Origin of the sequence: Streptomyces sp. NBC_01171, assembly GCF_045039805.1 — a bacterium.
Taxonomy (GTDB): Bacteria; Actinomycetota; Actinomycetes; order Streptomycetales; family Streptomycetaceae; genus Streptomyces.
On sequence record NZ_CP108609.1, the window covers coordinates 718,096 to 735,863 of the forward strand.

Annotated in this window: 16 protein-coding genes; 8 read left to right on the top strand and 8 right to left on the bottom strand. The window is 73.4% G+C overall.

Going from position 1 to position 17,768, the window contains the following annotated elements:
• The first annotated feature begins 109 nt into the window (after positions 1 to 109).
• The gene (locus tag OG448_RS03300) at positions 110 to 583 is read left to right on the top strand and encodes a universal stress protein (RefSeq protein ID WP_161200614.1); all 474 of its coding nucleotides are present in this window, start codon (positions 110 to 112) and stop codon (positions 581 to 583) included.
• On the opposite strand, the gene OG448_RS03305 is transcribed toward OG448_RS03300, so the two are convergent.
• Complete coding sequence (locus OG448_RS03305; protein ID WP_405551421.1) at positions 519 to 1,775, bottom strand: MFS transporter; 1,257 nt, start codon at positions 1,773 to 1,775, stop codon at positions 519 to 521. The two genes, OG448_RS03300 and OG448_RS03305, sit on opposite strands and share 65 nt — an antisense overlap.
• A gap of 109 nt (positions 1,776 to 1,884) precedes the next feature.
• Here OG448_RS03305 and OG448_RS03310 point away from each other — a divergent pair, with 109 nt between their 5' ends.
• Both OG448_RS03310 and OG448_RS03315 read left to right on the top strand, forming a co-directional pair.
• Entirely contained in the window at positions 1,885 to 2,817 is a 933-nt protein-coding gene (locus OG448_RS03310; protein ID WP_405551422.1) for a LysR family transcriptional regulator, read from the top strand.
• An 89-nt stretch (positions 2,818 to 2,906) separates the two neighbouring features.
• Positions 2,907 to 4,328, top strand: coding sequence for an APC family permease (locus tag OG448_RS03315; RefSeq protein WP_405551423.1), 1,422 nt, complete (start codon positions 2,907 to 2,909; stop codon positions 4,326 to 4,328).
• Here the strand turns inward: OG448_RS03315 and OG448_RS03320 are convergent, their stop codons facing one another.
• Positions 4,329 to 5,429 carry a CapA family protein gene (locus OG448_RS03320; protein ID WP_405551424.1) on the bottom strand — a complete coding sequence of 367 codons (1,101 nt, stop codon included), beginning with the start codon at positions 5,427 to 5,429 and terminating at the stop codon, positions 4,329 to 4,331.
• A gap of 229 nt (positions 5,430 to 5,658) precedes the next feature.
• Between OG448_RS03320 and OG448_RS03325 the strand changes: the two genes are divergently transcribed.
• From OG448_RS03325 to OG448_RS03335, 3 genes are all read left to right on the top strand, one after another.
• Positions 5,659 to 6,204, top strand: coding sequence for a sigma-70 family RNA polymerase sigma factor (locus tag OG448_RS03325; RefSeq protein ID WP_135793016.1), 546 nt, complete (start codon positions 5,659 to 5,661; stop codon positions 6,202 to 6,204).
• A gap of 135 nt (positions 6,205 to 6,339) precedes the next feature.
• The gene (locus OG448_RS03330) at positions 6,340 to 6,855 is read left to right on the top strand and encodes a hypothetical protein (RefSeq protein ID WP_405551425.1); all 516 of its coding nucleotides are present in this window, start codon (positions 6,340 to 6,342) and stop codon (positions 6,853 to 6,855) included.
• Positions 6,856 to 7,039: 184 nt separating this feature from the next.
• On the top strand, positions 7,040 to 7,693 hold the full coding sequence (locus OG448_RS03335) for a zf-HC2 domain-containing protein (protein WP_405551426.1): 654 nt from the start codon (positions 7,040 to 7,042) through the stop codon (positions 7,691 to 7,693).
• Positions 7,694 to 7,703: 10 nt separating this feature from the next.
• Here the strand turns inward: OG448_RS03335 and OG448_RS03340 are convergent, their stop codons facing one another.
• Positions 7,704 to 8,567 (bottom strand): Fpg/Nei family DNA glycosylase, encoded by an 864-nt coding sequence (locus OG448_RS03340; protein WP_405551427.1) that lies wholly within the window; start codon positions 8,565 to 8,567, stop codon positions 7,704 to 7,706.
• A 42-nt stretch (positions 8,568 to 8,609) separates the two neighbouring features.
• On the bottom strand, positions 8,610 to 10,685 hold the full coding sequence (locus tag OG448_RS03345; protein ID WP_405551428.1) for a SpoIIE family protein phosphatase: 2,076 nt from the start codon (positions 10,683 to 10,685) through the stop codon (positions 8,610 to 8,612).
• Positions 10,686 to 10,862: 177 nt separating this feature from the next.
• Here OG448_RS03345 and OG448_RS03350 point away from each other — a divergent pair, with 177 nt between their 5' ends.
• Together OG448_RS03350 and OG448_RS03355 are read left to right on the top strand one after the other, a co-directional pair.
• Complete coding sequence (locus tag OG448_RS03350; protein WP_405551429.1) at positions 10,863 to 12,275, top strand: lipase maturation factor family protein; 1,413 nt, start codon at positions 10,863 to 10,865, stop codon at positions 12,273 to 12,275.
• Positions 12,276 to 12,370: 95 nt separating this feature from the next.
• Positions 12,371 to 13,714: an amidase gene (locus OG448_RS03355; RefSeq protein ID WP_405551430.1), complete on the top strand. Its 1,344-nt coding sequence runs from the start codon at positions 12,371 to 12,373 to the stop codon at positions 13,712 to 13,714.
• Here the strand turns inward: OG448_RS03355 and OG448_RS03360 are convergent.
• The 4 genes from OG448_RS03360 to OG448_RS03375 form a co-directional block, all read right to left on the bottom strand.
• Positions 13,711 to 14,193 (bottom strand): GNAT family N-acetyltransferase, encoded by a 483-nt coding sequence (locus OG448_RS03360; RefSeq protein WP_405551431.1) that lies wholly within the window; start codon positions 14,191 to 14,193, stop codon positions 13,711 to 13,713. The genes OG448_RS03355 and OG448_RS03360 overlap by 4 nt on opposite strands.
• Before the next feature lie 54 nt (positions 14,194 to 14,247).
• Entirely contained in the window at positions 14,248 to 14,421 is a 174-nt protein-coding gene (locus OG448_RS03365; protein ID WP_346009706.1) for a hypothetical protein, read from the bottom strand.
• A 299-nt stretch (positions 14,422 to 14,720) separates the two neighbouring features.
• On the bottom strand, positions 14,721 to 16,238 hold the full coding sequence (locus OG448_RS03370; protein WP_405551432.1) for an SDR family NAD(P)-dependent oxidoreductase: 1,518 nt from the start codon (positions 16,236 to 16,238) through the stop codon (positions 14,721 to 14,723).
• Between the two features lie 136 nt (positions 16,239 to 16,374).
• Positions 16,375 to 17,706: a wax ester/triacylglycerol synthase family O-acyltransferase gene (locus OG448_RS03375; protein ID WP_405551433.1), complete on the bottom strand. Its 1,332-nt coding sequence runs from the start codon at positions 17,704 to 17,706 to the stop codon at positions 16,375 to 16,377.
• Positions 17,707 to 17,768: the final 62 nt, after the last annotated feature.

Here is a 17,768-nt window from a genome sequence, read left to right on the forward strand (position 1 = left end):
ACCGGTGCGGCGGGTCCGATCCACCCGGTTGGCCGAGTGGCGACGCGATCCGGACGGCACTCCCGCCCGTCCACTGGACGGAACGGCGGCTTCCGATAGCCTCACCGCCGTGACGGAACAGCAGGCAGAGCACGAGCGGCACCGGTTCGAGCGGGGTACGGACGGTCCCAAGGTCATCGTCGTCGGCGTGGACGGCTCCGACTCCTCGCTCCGGGCGGCCGCCTACGCGGGCGGTCTGGCCCGAAGGCAGAGGGCGCTGCTGGCGGTGGTGTACGTGCAGCCGGTGCTGGCGGCCGGGGCTGCGCTCGGGGTGCCGGTGGCGCAGGCCACCGACGAGATCGCCGAGGACCTGATCGCGCAGATCAGAGAGGCGGCGGAGCGGGTGAAGGGGATATTCGAGGTGCGCTGGGAGTTCCACACCTTCCGCGGCGATCCGTTCAACGGCCTGGTGCAGGCGGCCGACGAGCTGAAGGCGGACGCGGTGGTGGTGGGCGCCTCGGAGCAGGCCGGGCACCGGATCATCGGGTCGGTGGCGGTCCGGCTGGTGAAGGCTGGGCGCTGGCCGGTGACGGTCGTCCCGTAGCCAAGGAGCGCAGCATCGGCGCGGTCGCCAGGAGCAGCACCCCGGCCGCGGCGATGGCGGTGCGCGGGCCGGTGAGCGAGGCCAGCAGCCCCCACAGCGCGGTCAGCGCGGCCGTACCGGTCTTGGTGGAGACCGACCAGGCGGAGAGCGTACGGGCCACCCGGTCGTCCGGGGTGCGCTCCAGCCGCTCGGCGGCGAGCACCGGGTTGAACACGCCCGCGCAGGTGATCAGACCCAGCTCGACCGCCATGACGAGCACCAGGCCGGGCACGCCGGGCCGGACGAGGGCCAGCCCCACCGGCCACCAGGCCCGCAGTACGCCCGAGGTGAGCAGCACGCGGCGCCTGCCGTACCGGGCGGCGAGCGGGCGGGCGAGCCGGGAGCCGAGCAGTCCGCCGAGGCAGGGCACGGCGAAGGCGAGGCCGTACTGCCAGGGCGCGAAGCCGAGCGGGCCGAGCATCAGGACGGCCAGCGGCGGGGCCTGGGCCATGATCAGGCCGTTCACCAGGACGGTGTTGAGGAACAGCGGGCGCAGCTCGGGGCTGGTGAGCAAATGCCGCCAGCCGTCGAGGAGGTCGGAGGCGGGTGGGCGTGCGGGGTCGCGGGGCGGCCGTGCCGGGGCGGTCTCAGTGCCCTTGATGGCGCGGATGCCGAGCGCGGACAGCAGGAAGCTGAGGGCGTTGGCGGCGACCGTCACCACCGGCCCGAACAGGCCGAGGGCGGCGCCGCCGAGCGGGGGTCCGAGCACGGTGGCGGTCCAGGTGGTGGACTCGAACCTGCTGGTGGCGGTGAGCAGCCCGGCACGCGGTACGAGGCTCTTGAGGTGGGCGCCGGAGGCCGCGGTGAAGGTGAGGTCGGCGGCCGCCACGACCATGGAGACGAGCAGCAGTTGGCCGAAGCCGAGCACTCCGAGGAAATGGGCGGCGGGGACGGCGAGCAGGGCGGCGCACCGGACCAGGTCCGCCATGATCATGACGGGGCGCTTGCGGCGGAACTCCATCCAGGGCCCGAGCGGCACCGCGAGCACCGCGCCCACCGCCGGTCCGGCGGACGCCAGCAGAGCCACCTGGGCGGGGCCCGCGTGCAGCACGAGGAGCGCGATCAGCGCGAAGGCGTCGAACGCCAGCCAGGTACCGGCCGCGCTCACGGCGTACGCCGCCCACAGCCACCCGAACCGCGATCCCAGCCTCATGCACAACCTCCCGTTGACCTAAGTCATGAAATCGGCCGGGTGACGACGGGAGCAAACAACCAAACCCTCCCTCGGCACAACCAACGGTTGTGCGGCTACCCTGTCGGCCATGGATCTCAAGGCCGTACGCACCTTCGTCGCCGTGGCGGACGCGGGGCAGTTCCAGGAGGCGGCCGCCGTGCTCGCCGTCACCCAGCAGGCCGTCTCCAAGCGGATCGCGGCGCTGGAGCGAGACCTCGGGGTGCGGCTGTTCACCCGGACCGCGCGGGGCGCCGAGCCGACGCTGGACGGGCGGGCGTTCCTGCCGCACGCGCGGGCGCTGCTGCTGGCCGAGGAGCGGGCGGCCGCCTCGGTCCGGCCCGGCCGCAGGGCGCTCCGGGTGGACGTGATCGGCCCCCGGGTCGCCCCGGCCGTCCTGCTGCGCGGCTTCCACGAGGCGCATCCGGGGGTGGAGCTGGACGTGGTCACGCTGTTCGACGCGGACACCGCCGTCGCCGCCGTGCAGGCGGGCCGGGTCGACGCGACCTTCCGCGCGGTCGGCATGCCGGGGCGGCGGCTGCCCGAGAGCCTGGCGAGCGCCCACGTGCTGGACGAGCCGCTGCATCTGCTCACCGGGCCGGGGCACGCCCTCGCCGACGCGGACTCGGTGACCCCCGCCGAACTGGCCGGGCACCGGATCTGGATGCCTAGCATCGTGGAGGGCGTCGAGTGGGCCGCGTACTACGCCTCGCTGGCGGCGGAGTTCGGGCTCACCATCGACTCGGCCGGCCCCAACTTCGGCAGCGCCGCGATGCTGGACCGGATCGCGAAGTCACCGGAGCTGGCGACCTTCATGGGCGAGCATCCCCGGCTCGCGTGGCCCGCCGGGCACGATCTGCGGCGGATTCCGGTCAGCGGGCCGACACCGGTCTATCCGCACTCCCTGATCTGGGACCGGGCCAACGCCCACCCGGCCCTGGCCGCCCTGCGCGCACATCTGACGGGCGGGTCCGAGGCCCCGCGCGCCTCCGGCACCTGGGTCCCGGGCTGGGCCGCGACCTGAGCCTCGTGCGTGGCGCCTTCCGAACGGGCTGACCCTGAGCCATCATGATCCGCCGTCAGCCGTTTGCCGTCGGGGAAGAGGTGAGGCGTGTGGCCAAGATCCGTTCGGGTGAGGGGATTCTCCGTCGCAAACCCATTGAACACATCGAGGAGTCCGAGGCGGCCGAGGGCGGTCTCGACCGTTCGCTCGGCCTGTGGCAGCTCACCGCGATCGGGGTGGGCGGCATCATCGGCGCGGGCATCTTCACGCTCGCCGGCACGGTCGCCAATGGCACGGCCGGGCCCGCGGTGCTGGTGTCGTTCCTGATCGCCGGTTTCGCCAGCGCCTGCGCGGCGCTGTCGTACGCCGAGTTCGCGGGCATGATCCCGAAGGCGGGGTCGGCGTACACCTACGGGTACGCGGTGCTGGGCGAGTTCGTGGGCTGGTTCATCGGCTGGGACCTGCTGCTGGAGTACACCGCGATCGTGGCGGTGGTCGCCATCGGCATCTCCGGCTACTTCAGCTTCCTGGTGGAGGAGGCGGGCGCGAACCTTCCCGCGTGGATGCTGGGCGCGCCCGGCACCGGCACGGGGCACCGGGTCGACCTGTTCGCGGCGATCCTGTGTCTGCTGATCGCCTGGCTGCTGAACCTGGGCATGCGCAGCGCGGCCCGGTTCGAGACGTTCGTGGTGGTGCTGAAGGTCCTGGTGGTACTGCTGGTGATCGCGGTGGGCTTCTTCCACATCAACACCGCGAACTACCACCCTTTCTTCCCCTTCGGCATCAGCGGCGCCTTCACCGGCGCGGCCACCGTGTTCTTCGCGGTGTTCGGCTACGACGCGATGTCGACGGCGGCCGAGGAGTCCAAGGACGCCCAGCGGCACATGCCGAAGGCGATCATCTACTCACTGATCATCTCCATGGTGCTGTACGTGGCGGCCTGCCTGGTGCTGACCGGCATGCAGAACTACAAGGACATCGACCCGGAGAGCGGGTTCTCCTCGGCCTTCAAGTCGGTGGGTCTGGGCGGGCTGGCCGACGTGATCGCGGTGGGCGCGATCATCGGCATCCTCACCGTGATGTTCACCTTCATGCTGGGCGTCACCCGTGTCTGGTTCTCGATGGCCCGCGACGGGCTGCTTCCGCGCTGGTTCGCCAAGACGCACCCCACCCGGCACGTGCCGACCCGGGTGACCTGGATCGTGGGCGTCGGGGCGGCCGCCATCGCCGGGTTCGTGCCGATCGGCCAGGCGGCCGAGCTGACCAACATCGGCATCCTGCTGGCGTTCGTGGTGGTGTGCGTCGCGGTGATCGTGCTGCGCTACCGGCAGCCGGACCTGCCGCGCGGCTTCCGTACCCCGCTGATGCCGTTCGTGCCGGCGCTCGGCGCGCTGTTCTCGCTCTGGCTGGTCACCTTCCTGGAGTGGCAGACCTGGGTGCGGTTCGCCGTCTGGTTCGTGATCGGCTGTGTCATCTACTTCGGTTACTCCTACCGGCACTCGGTACTGGCCCGGCGGACGCCCGCCGAGTGATCACTGCCCCATGGTGAGGCCGGCCTTCGCCGCGCCACGGCTCAGTACGGTGTTCCGTACCCGGTCGCGGGTGGCGGCGAGGTCGGCGCCCGCGGCGATGGCGCGGTTCACGTCGATGGCGCGGCCGGCGTCGAGGTCGTACACCTGGGGCAGGAACTCGGCGCGGCGCACCTCCCAGCGGGCGCCGGGTTTGGCGGGCGGGGCGAAGGTGAAGCGGGCGAGGGTGGACTCGTTGCCGCGCCACTCCCCCGAGCCCGCGCCCCCGTCCGCGATCTGGTCGCCCATGCCGTAGACCACCCAGGTGCCGTTGACCTTCTCGTACGGCTGGGGCACATGGGCGTGGGTGCCGAGGACGAGGTCGATGTCGGGGCGCCCGGCGGTCTTGGCGGCCGTGAGCTGCTTGGCGAGGGTGACCTGGCCGGTGTCGGGGGCGTCCTGCCAGGCGGAGCCCCAGTTGACGGAGAGCACGACCACGTCGGCGCCCGCCTTCCGGGCGGCCCGCGCGGCGGCGGCGATCCGGGCCGCGTCGGCCGGGTCCACCGCCCCGGACTGCCCGGTGGTGTCGTAGGCGTACGACAGGTGGGCGACCTTGGCGGTGCCCGCGCGCAGCAGGGTGACGGTGCGGGCCTCGGTGTCGGTGCGGGAGGTCCCGGCGTGCCGTACGCCGGCCTGGTCGAGGGCGTTCAGGGTGCGGGTGACCCCCGCGCCGTCGGCCTGCGGCGAGGCGGTGGAGCAACTGTCGTAGCCGGTGGTCGCGAGGCCCTGGGCCAGCGGGGGCAGGGCGGTGACGGCCGGGTCGCCGTCGGCGCCCTGGACCGGCTCCAGGTGACACAGCGCCAGGTCGGCGCCGGAGACGGCCGGGCGGGCCCCCGCGAGCATGGGGCGGAAGTCGTGCCCGGCGCCGGAGGCGTCGAAGCCCGCCCGCTCGGCGGCGGACGCGTACGGCTGGACGCCACCGGCGGCGACGAGCGTGAAGCCCTTCCCGGCGCCCGGCGCGGGCTGTCCGGAGCCGGACCCGGCCCGGTCCTGATGCTGGCAGGCGGCCACCGCCGCGAGCACGGCGGTCAGCGCGAGGGCCACCTGGTGCCTGCGTCCGATCATCAACTCACCCCAGGGTTGTCGGAGGGGACTTGTCGTATGGACAGACAAGCTCTGACGGGCATATGGGTATGAAGCTGGCCCGCCGCGCAAACAGCCCCTAGCCCATCCGGTGCTGCCCGGCCCTCTCGGTGACCGTTCGTCCGACCGTTCACCGAGCCCTGGCGACCGCCCGTCGCACCGGCGTGCGCACGGGGTGTCGCCGGGGGGCGGGCTGCGCTGCCATACGGCCATGACGGCCGGGACCACTGCCCCAGGGACGACGACCGCCGAGCATGAACTCGCCGCGCTGACGCGGGAGCACGGGCGGCCCCTCTTCGCGCTGCTGCTGCGGCTGAGCGACGGGGACCGGCAGCGCGCCGAGGATCTGGTGCAGGAGACCCTCGTACGGGCCTGGCAGCACCCCGAGGCGCTGCGCGCCGAGAACTTCGCCTCGGCCCGCCCCTGGCTGCTGACCGTCGCCCGGCGCCTGGCCATAGACGCCCGGCGGGCGCGGCGGGCCCGGCCGCCCGAGGTGGTGGACGAGGTGCCGGAGAACGCGCGCGTCACCGCCGACCACGCCGAGCGGGCCGCCGCCGCCCTCGATGTGCGCGAGGCTGTGAAGACACTCACTCCGCACCACCGTGACGTGCTGGTACTCGTGTATTTCCGCGGGGCCAGCGTGGCGGAGGCCGCGGAGATCCTGGGCATTCCACCCGGTACCGTGAAGTCCCGCGCGTACTACGCACTGCGTGCCCTGCGCCAGGTTCTTCCGGGATACGCGACTGACCTGCGGTGAAACGGGACGCCTGGTCAAGCCTCGGTAAAGCGCCTTGCCGTGACCCCCGTCGGGGCCATGAGCTGTCCTCATCCGTGTTCCGGGCGGGGGGCCGGGTTCGGGCGACGCGCACGCACCGGAGGAAGGCAGGCAGGGATGCTCCACAGAGGTCACGAGAGCACGAGCGGCGCCGGCGGCGGTGAACTCACCGTCCCGATGGCCTGGTTGTACGCCGAGTACATCGCCGACGAACTGCTGCGCACCGGCGATCTGATGCCGCCGACGTCCTTCGAGTTCCGGGCGGGCCGGGACGCGCTGGCACTCACCGTCTTCCTGTCCGACACCGAGGGGGAACTCTCCGGGGTCCGGGTCATCTCGCAGTTGGAGACCTGGCTGTCGCTGACGGCGTACGACCAGCCGTGGCGGGAGTGGATCGGCGGCCGGATGGCCGAACTGACGGCACAGGCGGCCGCGTCCGGCACTCCCGACCCGGACCTGGCGCTCGCGGGGGACGCCTGGCGCTGGCTGGAGGAGACCGAGCTGCTCGCGCCCGACCTGGACGCGGTGCCGGGCGGCGGCGCGCCCTGGGGCGAGGACGACGGGCCGAAGGTGTGGACCCCGGCCTGGCGGCTCGGCCTGCCGCTGGGGCACCTGGCCATCCATCTGTTCTGAGCCGGTCTCCGACACCGAACCCGGCACGTTTTCCGGCCACTTGGAACTCGGACCAATCCGGGGCCCCGGCCGCTCCGAATCCCCATCGGGATTCTGCGTGCGGCTTGAGTGATTCCGGCGGCCGGTGCGTACCAATGGGTGCACCGCGTAACCCCACCCGCACCCATAGGCACGAGGATTCGGCATGAGGTCCCTGGAAAGGCATCGCGCCGTCGGCGCGTACGCGCTCGGCGTGCTGGACGAGGCGGAGACCTTCCGCTTCGAGGACCACCTCGCCGAGTGCCCCCGGTGCGCGACCGACGCGACCGAATTCGGCCCTACGGCACGGCAGTTGATGCTGTACCGGGAGGCCACGCCCGCCTTCGTGCCCGCGCTGGCCCAGCCCGGCCCCCGGATGCTGGACCGGCTGCTCGGCGAGATCACCGTACGCCACCGCGCCCGGCGGCGAAGAGTCCTCTACGGGCTCGCCGCCTCGGTGGTGCTCGCGGTGGCCGGGCCCGCGGTGATGGCCTTCGCCGGGCACGGGCAGCCCGCGTCCCGGGTCACGGCGGCGACCGATCCGGGCACCGGCGTGTGGGCGCGGGTCACCACCGAGGGCGAGCGCTGGGGCAGCGGGCTGCGTCTGGAGGTGCGGGACAGCGCCGGTCCGCACTCCTGCCGGCTGATCGTGGTCGGCCGGGACGGCTCGGAGCAGGTGGCCGGCGGCTGGAGTGTCGGCGCGCACGACGAGGGCACCACCGAGACCACGGCCGGCTCCTCGCTCGAACCGGACGACATCGACCACTACGAGGTACGCACGGACCAGGGCGAGCGGCTGGTGACCCTCCCCGCGCACTGACCGGCGCGGCTCACTTCAGCAGGCGGGACAGCCTGCGGTCGGCGAGCGGTTTGCCGCCGGTCTGGCAGGTGGGGCAGTACTGGAGCGAGGAGTCGCTGAAGGAGACCTCGCGGATGGTGTCCCCGCACACCGGGCAGGGCTCGCCGGTACGGCCGTGGACGCGCAGGCCGCTCCTCTTCTCCGCCTTCAGCCGCCCCGCCGCGATCCCCCGCGACCGATCGACCGCCTCGGTGAGGGTGGTACGCAGCGCGGTGTAGAGGCGGGTGGTCTCCTCGGGGGTGAGGGAGGCGGCCAGCTTGAACGGGGACATCTTCGCCGCGTGCAGGATCTCGTCGCTGTAGGCGTTACCGACCCCCGCGATCAGCGACTGGTCCCGCAGCGCGCCCTTGAGCTGGCGCCGCTCGGCCTTGAGCAGTCCCGCGAAGCGCTCCTCGTCGAAGTCGTCGGCGAGCGGATCGGGGCCCAGTCGGGCGATCCCCGGCACCTCGGCCGGGTCGCTCACCACGTACACCGCGAGCCGCTTCTGCGTACCGGCCTCGGTCAGGTCGAAGCCCTCGCCGCCCTCCAGCGTCACCCGCAGCGCCAGCGGGCCCTTGCCGGGGCGCGGCGGGGTGTCCGGCACGGTGTCCCGCCAGTGCAGCCAGCCCGCGCGGGCCAGGTGGGTGACGAGGTGCAGGCCGCCGTCGCTCTCGAGGTCCAGGAACTTCCCGTACCGGCGCACGGCCGTGATCCGGGTGCCCTCCAGGGCGGTGACCGGCGGGTCGTAGGTCTTCAGCACGCTGATGGCGAGCGGCTGCACGCGGGTCACCCGGCGCCCGGCCAGGTGCTCGGTGAGGAAGTCCTTCAGCGCTTCTACCTCGGGCAGTTCCGGCATGTGTCCAGAGTGCCACCGGCGGCCGGCGGTGACAGTCGGCGGTCAGCCGTCCGGGTTGATCCGGAACTCGCACCACACGGCCTTGCCGCCGCCGCGCGCCTCCACGCCCCAGGCGTCGGCCAGCATGTCGACCAGGAGCAGTCCGCGCCCCGAGACGCCGTCGTCCTGCGGTTCGCGGCGGCGGGGCAGCGCGCTGGAGGAGTCCTCCACCTCGACGCGCAGCCGCCGCTCGCCGCCCGTCAGCAGGCGCAGGGTGACGATCGCGGAGCCCTCGGTGTGCATCAGCGCGTTGGTGATCAGCTCGTCGGCGACGAGTTCGATCTCGTCGGCCCTCTCCCCGGCGCCCCAGGCGCGCACCTCGGCACCGATGAGATGCCGGGCGCGGGCGAGGGCGTCGGGGTCGCCGGGGGCGACGTGCTGGCGGAGCCGGCCGCGCGCTCGGGGTTCCTCCGGCTCCCGGCGGCGCAGCAGGAGCAGCGCCACGTCGTCCTCGCCGCCACGTTCCTCGGCCATGGCGATCAGGCGCCCGGCGAGTTCGCGTACGTCGTCCGGGCCGGCGGCGAAGAGTTCCGCGAGGTCCCGCATGCCGTCGTCCAGGTCGGCGCCGGGCTGCTCGACCAGGCCGTCGGTGCACAGCAGCAGGGTGTGGCCGGGGTCCAGCTCCAGGGTGGCGACGGGGTACTCCAGACGGCCGAACTCGGCGGAGAGGCCGAGTGGCAGCCCGCCCTCGACGTCGATGCGCCGGGTGGTGCCGTCAGCGTCCCGGAGCAGGGGGTCGAGGTGGCCGGCGCGGACGATCTGAACGACGCCGGTGGAGAGGTCCGCCTGGGCGTAGAGGCAGGTGGCGAAGCGGTCGGTGTCCAGTTCGTCGAGGAAGACGGAGGCGCGGGCCATCACGGTGGCCGGGGTGTGCCCCTCGGCGGCGTAGGCGCGCAGCACGATGCGGAGCTGGCCCATGACGGCGGCGGCGTGGGTGTCGTGGCCCTGGACGTCCCCGATGACGGCGCCGACCCGGCCGCCGGGCAGCGGGATCAGGTCGTACCAGTCGCCGCCGATGTCCCGGCCGAGGGCGGCGGCGCGGTAGCGCACGGCCACGTCGGCGCCCCGGACGCTGGGGATGGTGCGGGGCAGCATCGCCTGCTGGAGGCCCTGGGCGAGGTCTTTCTCCTGCTCGTAGAGCATGGCGCGCTGGAGGCTCTGGGCGATGCTGCTGCCGAGGGCGACCAGGACGGCGCGTTCCTCGGCGGAGAAGCCGCGCCGGTCGCTGTAGAGCAGGCCCATGGCGCCGAGGGGGCGGCCCTGGGCGATCAGCGGGAGGTAGGCGGCGGAGGTGATGTGCAGCTCGGTGATGTGCGGCCAGAGGATCGGGTACTCCTCGGCGAACTCCTCGGGCGACTCGATGAAGCGGGGGACGAGGGTGCGCACGACCTCGCTCATCGGGTAGGGCTCGTCGATCCGGGTGACGCGGGTGCCGGGCACGAAGCTCTCGGTGGGGCCCTCCGCGACCAGCCGGATGCGGCCGGCCTCCACCAGTCCGATGACGACGCTGGCCGCGCCGAGGTGGCGGATGCCGTGGGTGTCCTTCAGGGCGTCGATGACGTCCTGGACGCTGCGGGCGTGGGCGAGCGCGGCGGAGACGGCCTCCACGACGCTGGTCTGCTGGCGGAACGCCTCCTCCTGCGCGGTGCGCGGAGCGCGGGCGGGGCTGGCGGCGAGTTCCTGGGTGGCGTCACGGACGAGGCCGACGACCCGGCGCGGGCGGCCGGAGCCGTCGCGCTGGATGGCGCCCTGGCTGTGCGCCCAGCGGACGGTGCCGTCGCGGCGGCGGACGCGGAAGTAGGCGCCGTAGGTCTCGCTGCCGTCCTTGATGGCGCGGGCGACCGCCGCGTCCAGCTTGGCCGCGTCCGGCGGGGGGACCCGGACGGCCAGGGAGGTCGCCCGGCCGTCGTATTCGTCGGGGCTCAGGTCGAAGATCTCGTGGGCGCGGGCGTCCATGTGGAACAGGCCCGCGTCCAGGTCCCAGTCGAAGCTGCCCATGTGGTTGAGCGCCAGGATCGTGTCCGGGGCGGCGGGCCGGTTCTCCGGGAGTGACAGGGCACTCGCACCCCGATCAGCCATGGGCCCACCTTGCCAGCAAATGTCCGAATCTTCGAGTGGGGCGTGGCAGGGTGTGCCCGCCCGGCCCGTACGGGTTATGCGGGCCGGGCGGCGCGGTACACGGAAGGTCGGGCGGATGCGTCGGGTGGGGAACGGCCCCGGCCGGGCGGCCGCCGTGGAGGCAGGAGCGCGAGCGCGATGGAGTGGTTCACCGCCCCCGACTACTGGCTGAGCCGACTGGTGTTCCAGCGCGGGCTGGCCGCGCTCTATCTGGTGGCGTTCCTGGCGGCGGTACGCCAGTTCCGGCCGCTGCTGGGCGAGCGCGGGCTGCTGCCGGTGCCGCGCTACCTCGCGCGGGTGCCCTTCAGGGAGTCGCCGAGCCTGTTCCACGCGTACTACTCGGACCGGTTCTTCGCCGGCTGCGCCTGGGCGGGCTGCGCGGTGTCGGCGGCACTGCTGGCGGGGGCGGACTCGCTGCTGCCGCTGTGGGCCGGGATTCCGCTGTGGCTGGTGCCGTGGGCGCTGTACCTGTCGATCGTGAACGTGGGGCAGACCTGGTACGCGTTCGGCTGGGAGACCCTGCTGCTGGAGGTCGGCTTCCTCGCGGCGTTCCTCGGCAACGACGAGGTGGCTCCGCCCGTGGTGGTGCTGTTCCTGCTGCGCTGGGTGCTGTTCCGGGTGGAGTTCGGCGCGGGCCTGATCAAGCTGCGTGGGGACACCTGCTGGCGGAAGCTGACCTGTCTGGACTACCACCACGAGACCCAGCCGATGCCGGGCCCGCTGAGCTGGTTCTTCCACCATCTGCCCAAGCCGCTGCACCGGGTGGAGGTGGCCGCCAACCACGTCACCCAACTCGTCGTCCCGGTGCTGCTGTTCACCCCGCAGCCGATCGCCTCGGCAGCGGCCGCCCTGATGATCGTGACTCAGTTGTGGCTCGTACTCTCCGGGAACTTCTCCTGGCTGAACTGGATCACCATCGTGCTCGCCCTGTCCGCGCTCCGGCTCCCCACCGACGCGCCCGCCGTGCCCGCCGCGCCGCTCTGGTACGAGGTGCTGGTGCTGGCCGTCGGCGTGGTCCTGCTCGCCCTCAGCTCCCGCCCGGTGCTGAACATGGTCTCCCGGCGCCAGGTGATGAACCGCTCCTTCGACCCGCTGCGCCTGGTCAACACCTACGGCGCGTTCGGCAGCGTCAGCCGGGTCCGCTACGAGGTGGTGATCGAGGGCACCGACGACGAGCGCCCGAGCGAGGACGGACACTGGCGCGCGTACGAGTTCCACGGCAAGCCCGGCGACCCCCGCCGCTGGCCGCGCCAGTTCGCCCCCTACCATCTGCGGCTGGACTGGCTGATGTGGTTCGCCGCGCTGTCGCCCGCCTACGCCGGGGACTGGTTCGGCAAGCTGGTGGAGAAGCTGCTGGAGGACGACCGCGACACCCTGCGCCTGCTGCGCCGCTCCCCCTTCCCGCCCGGCGCCCCGCCCCGCTTCATCCGGGCCCGTCTCTTCCGCTACCGCTTCACCACCTGGCGCGAGCTGCGCGAGACGGGCGCCTGCTGGGAGCGGACCTACGTACGGGACTTCCTGCGCCCGACCCGGCTCGGCACGACCCGCTGATCCGCCCCGGCACCCCTCTCGACGTGGGGCGCGGGAGCGGGCACAGTGCTGCCGTGCGCGCCCTCCGCGCGCCCTTAAGTCCCCGAGGAGTGCACGTGAGTACGTGGGTCGGCCGTACGGCCGCCGAGATCGCCGCCGCCGTCCGCGAGAAGCGGGTCACCCCACGGGAGGTGGTGGCGGAGCATCTCGCGCGGATCGCGGAGCTGGACGGGCGGGTCGGCGCGTTCCGCACCGTGCGCGCTGAGGCGGCCCTGGCGGAGGCGGACGAGGTCGGCGCCCGCCCGGACCTGGCCGAACTCCCCCTGGCCGGTGTGCCGGTGGCGGTGAAGGACAACCTCGGCGTACGCGGCGAGTCCACCCGCAACGGCTCGGCCGCGACCCCGGACACCCCGGCCGCCGACGACCATGTGACCGTGGCCCGGCTGCGCGCGGCGGGCGCGGTGGTGGTCGGTCTGACGAACGTCCCCGAGCTGTGCGTGTTCGGCACCACCGAGGGCGTCCACGGCACGGCCCGCAGCCCGTGGGACCTCACCCGTACGGCGGGCGGTTCGTCCGGGGGCAGCGCGGCGGCGGTCGCGGCGGGCCTGGTCCCGCTGGCGCTCGGCAACGACGGCATGGGGTCGCTGCGCATCCCGGCGGCCGCCTGCGGTCTGGTGACGCTGAAGCCGGGCCACGGCGTGGTCCCGGCAGGCATCGGCCACGGCGACTGGTTCGGCATGTCGGAAAACGGTCCACTGGCCACCACCGTGGAGGACCTGCGGCTGATGCTCGCGGTCCTCGCGGAGACCGCCTTCCCGGCGCCCGGGGAGCGCACGCCCCGGCGCATCGCGGCGGCCGTACGCAGCCCGCTGGCCGGGGTGAGCGTGAGCGAGCCGTTCCGCACGGCGGTCCGGGAGGCGGCGGGCCTGCTCAACGGCGCCGGACACACGGTACGGCGCGCCGAGCCGCCCTACCCCCTCGACCTCGGCCTGACCGCGCTGCGGCACTGGACGGCCGGTACGGCGGTGGACTCGGCCGAGCTGGACCCGGCCCGGCTGGCCCCGCGCACCCGCACGCACGCGGCCATCGGCCGGCGCTTCGTCCGCTCGGTGCGCACCGGCGACGCCCGCGACCGGCTCCGCGCCCGCCTGCTGCCGTTCCTCACCGAGTACGACGTGCTGCTCACCCCGGCCCTGGCCCGCCGCTCCCCCGCCGCCGCGCCCTGGCACGAGCGGAGCTGGCTCGCCAACGTAGCGGTTAACACGGCCAGTTCACCCTTCACCCCGGTCTGGAACCTCACCGGCTGGCCCGCGATGTCGGTCCCCTTCGGCGCACTGCCGACCGGCGCCCCGGCCGCGGTGCAACTGGTGGGCCGCCCGGGCACGGAGGCGGACCTGCTGGCGGTGGCGGAGGACCTGGAACGACTGCGCCCCTGGGCGCGTACGGCGCCGCTGAGCTAAAGCGCCTTGTGCATGATGTGCAGCCCGACCCGCCCGTCGCGGGGATGGTCGAAGGCGTCCGGGACCGTGCCGAGGATGGTGAAGCCCAGGGAGGTCCAGAGGCGGACGGCGGGGTTGGTCTCGACGACGGCGTTGAAGACCATCGCGCGGTACCCCTGGGCCTTCGCCTCGGCGAGGAGGTGCTCGGCGAGCGCCCGGCCGACACCCCGTCCGGCCCGGTCGGGGTCGACCATGAAGCCGGCGTTGGCCACGTGCGCGGCGGGTCCGCCGTAGTTCGGGGTGAGGTAGGCCGAGCCGAGCAGGGTGCCGTCGGCGTCCTCGGCCACGTACACCCGTTTGGCGGGGCTCATCCAGAGGGCGCGGGCGGCTTCCTCGGGGGTGCCGGGGTCCCAGGTGTAGGTGTCACCTGCGGCGACGATGTGGTGCCAGACGGGCCAGATCCGGGGCCAGTCACCGGCCCCGGCTTCTCTGATGAGCATGGGCGTGAGTCTGTCACGCCCATGCGCCCGACGATCGCGGGGTGCGGAAGGGGATCAGTCCACGCTGGGCAGGATGTGGGGCTCGGCGAGGTCGTCCTCGTAGCCCGCCAGGCGGATCGGGGCGGAGCGGGCCCACACGTCCAGGCTGCCGAGTTCTCCGGGCCTGCGGCGGGGTCGCTCCGTGCGTTCGTCGGGGCCCTGTTCGCTGGTCGTCTTCTCCGGTGTCACCGCGCACTCCTTATGTGTCGGATCACCCTGGGGGGCGTCCCGGACCTCCAGATTAACCAAATGAGCGGACCCGCGCTCGATAGGGAATGCAAACAAGACGTAACTTCCGCCCGCCCGCAGCCCCTCAATCCCCCTTAATATGGGGCCGTTTACCGCAAAGCGCATCCCCTGCGGGGGCCGTCGGTTCACCCACTCGGCCTAGTTGTCCGTGTGCCCGGCCGATGCCCCGTCATACGACGGCGCGGCACCGGACCGAGAGGTCCGGTGCCGCGCCGTCAGGTACGGGAGGGCGGGTTACGTCACCACTTGCCGGGCGCGTAGTCCTTCATGAAGACGCCGTACAGGTCCTCACCGTGCTCGCCGCGCACGATCGGGTCGTACACGCGGGCGGCGCCGTCGACCAGGTCCAGCGGGGCGTGGAAGCCCGCCTCGGCCAGGCGGAGCTTGTCGTAGTGCGGGCGCTCGTCGGTGATCCAGCCGGTGTCGACCGAGGTCATCAGAATGCGGTCGGTGTCGAACATCTCCTGGCCGCTGGTCCGGGTCACCATGTTCATCGCGGCCTTGGCCGCGTTGGTGTTGGGGTGGCCGGCGCCCTTGTAGCCACGGGCGAACACGCCCTCCATGGCGGAGACGTTCACGACGTACGCGCGCCCCTTGGCGGCCTGCTTCGCGGCGGCGGCCATGGCCGGGCGGAGCTTGCTGATCAGGATGAACGGCGCCGTGTAGTTGCAGAGCTGGGTCTCCAGCAGCTCCACCGGGGAGATCTGCTCGATGGACTGCACCCAGGTGTTGGTGTCGACCACGTCGGGCAGCAGGCCGCCCGCGTCGATCGCGGTGCCGTCCAGGTGCCGGGCGACGCTGGCGTTGCCGGCGACCAGGGCCAGGTCGGCGACCTTCTGGGCCTCCAGTCCACTGGTGCCGACGGGCAGGGCGGCCAGACCGTCGACCGCGCCGGAGTTGAAGGCGCCGATGACCTGGTGGGCGGGCAGCTCGCCGGCGGGCAGCGGGGCGCTCTCGCCGTCGACCAGCGCGGCGTAGGCGGAGGGGAGCCGGCGTACGGTCTGCGTCGCGTTGTTGATCAGGATGTCCAGCGGGCCGGCCTCGGCGACCCGGTCCGCGAGGGCGACGGCCTGGGCCGGGTCGCGCAGGTCGATGCCGACGACCTCCAGGCGGTGCAGCCAGTCCGCGGAGTCCTCCATCGCCTTGAAGCGGCGGATGGCGTCCTTGGGGAACCGGGTGGTGATCGTGGTGTGGGCGCCGTCGCGCAGCAGCATGAGCGCGATGTACATGCCGATCTTGGCGCGGCCGCCGGTGAGCAGGGCACGCTTGCCGGTGAGGTCGGCGCGGGCCTCGCGGCGGGCGCGGTTCTCGGTGGCGCAGCCCTGGCAGAGCTGGTGGTAGAAGTAGTCGACCTCGGTGTACCGCTGCTTGCAGATGTAGCAGGAGCGGGGGCGCTGGAGTATGCCCGCGATCCGGCCGGCCTCGATCTTGGAGGTGGGCAGGATGCCCTCGGTCTCGTCGTCGATGCGCTCGGCGGAGCCGGTGGCGGTGGCCTCGGTGACCGTACGGTCGTGCGCGGTCTTGGCGGCCCGGCGCTCCTGGCGGCGGCGCTGCTTGACCGTGCGGTAGATGTGCGAGGTGGCCCGGCGGACCTGGATGGCGTCGGGGTGGTCGACGTCGATCCGGTCCAGCTCCTCCAGCACGCTCAGGCAGACGGCCAGGCGCTCCGGGTCGATCCCCGGCCCCCAGACCAGCTCGCCCATCTCGTCCGTGGACACCGCGTCCGTGGACGCCGCGCCGTCCTCTGTCACCGTCATCGCGCTGCCGCTTCCCTGATCACCCGCGCGGGGGCATGGGCGCACCCGCTGTCGGCCGGGGAATTTTACGGAGCGCCCGGCCCCTGGACCAAACCCGCGCCGGCGGCGGGCGGCCCGGGGCCGGGAACGGCCGAGGTCAGACCTCGCAGGCTGTGAGCAGGGTCTCCATCTCGGCGGTGAGCGCGCGGGCCAGGACGTCGAGGTCGGGCACCGCGCGGGCGTCGGCCACCAGCCCGTAGTGGACGCGTCCCCGGTAGGTGGAGATCGCCACCGCGAGGGACTGGCCGGGGGCGAGCGGGGCGAGCGGGAAGACCTCGGCCAGCTCGTGACCGCCGAGCTTCAGGCCGATGCCGGGCAGCGGGACGCTGGTGACGAGGATGTCGAACCAGAGCCGCGCCGCCTGTCCGACCAGCGGCCCGCCGAGCCGGTGCCCGAGCGCCGGGACGTGGTCCGCGAGCAGGGCGACGGCACCGGCGCCCCGGTCCGCGCCCGCGTCCTTGTTCCGGACCATGGCGGTGCGCACCGTCTCCAGCCGGGCCAGCGGGTCGGGGTCGGCGACCGGAAGCCGCATCAGGTACCCGGAGAGCCGGTTGCCCTGCGGCTGGGCGGTGCGCGGGCGGCGCCGGGAGACCGGGATGAGGGCGCGCGGGGCGACGCCCTCGCTGCCGTCGCCGCGCTGGTCCAGCCAGCGGCGCAGGGCGCCGGCGACGACCGCGATCAGTACGTCGTTGACCGTGCCCCCGGCGCTCTTGCGGACCCGGTGCACGTCGTCGATGTCGAGCACGGCCCCGGCGGTGCGGCGGGTGCCGCTGGGGGCGGAGGTCAGGGCCGGGGCGGGGCTCATGCCGAGGGTGGAGCGGGCCAGCGAGGCGCCGATGTCCAGGGCCCGGCCCAGGTCGGAGACGGCGCCCTTGAGCAGGTCGGGGACGCGGCCGGGCAGCGCGCGCACCTCGGAGAGCAGGCCGGGCCGCTGCTCGGCGGGGCGCGGGGCAGGGTCGGGCAGGTCGACGGGGTCGAGCAGGGAGGCGGCCAGCTTCAGGGCGCGCAGGCCGTCGGCGAGGGCGTGGTGGAACTTGAACAGCACGGCGAAGGACACGCCGTCCGCGCCGGGCAGTACGTGCGCCTCCCACGGCGGCCGCCCGCGTCGCAGCGGGCGCTGCATGAGCCGTCCCGCCATGCCGTGGAAGTCGTCGGTGGGGGCGTGCAGCCGTACGTGGTCCAGGGGGTCGAAGTCCGGGACGGGCTCGCGGGTGGCGCCGCCGAAGGCGAGGGGCTGCCAGACGTCGCGGATGCGCATGCGCAGGCCGGGGACGGCGGCGGCGCGGGAGGCGAGCAGGTCGGCGGCGTGCGCTCCGGCGGTGGGTGACTGGGTGGCGAAGACGCCGAGCGCGCCGAGGTGCATGGGGTGCCGGGCGGACTCCATGTTCCAGAAGGCGAGGTCGAGAGGGGCGAGCAGATCGGAAGTCAAGGGCGTGCCTCGCGTCGTCGACGGGTGGGCTTTTCCCCGAGTCAATCCCCGAACCCTGATTA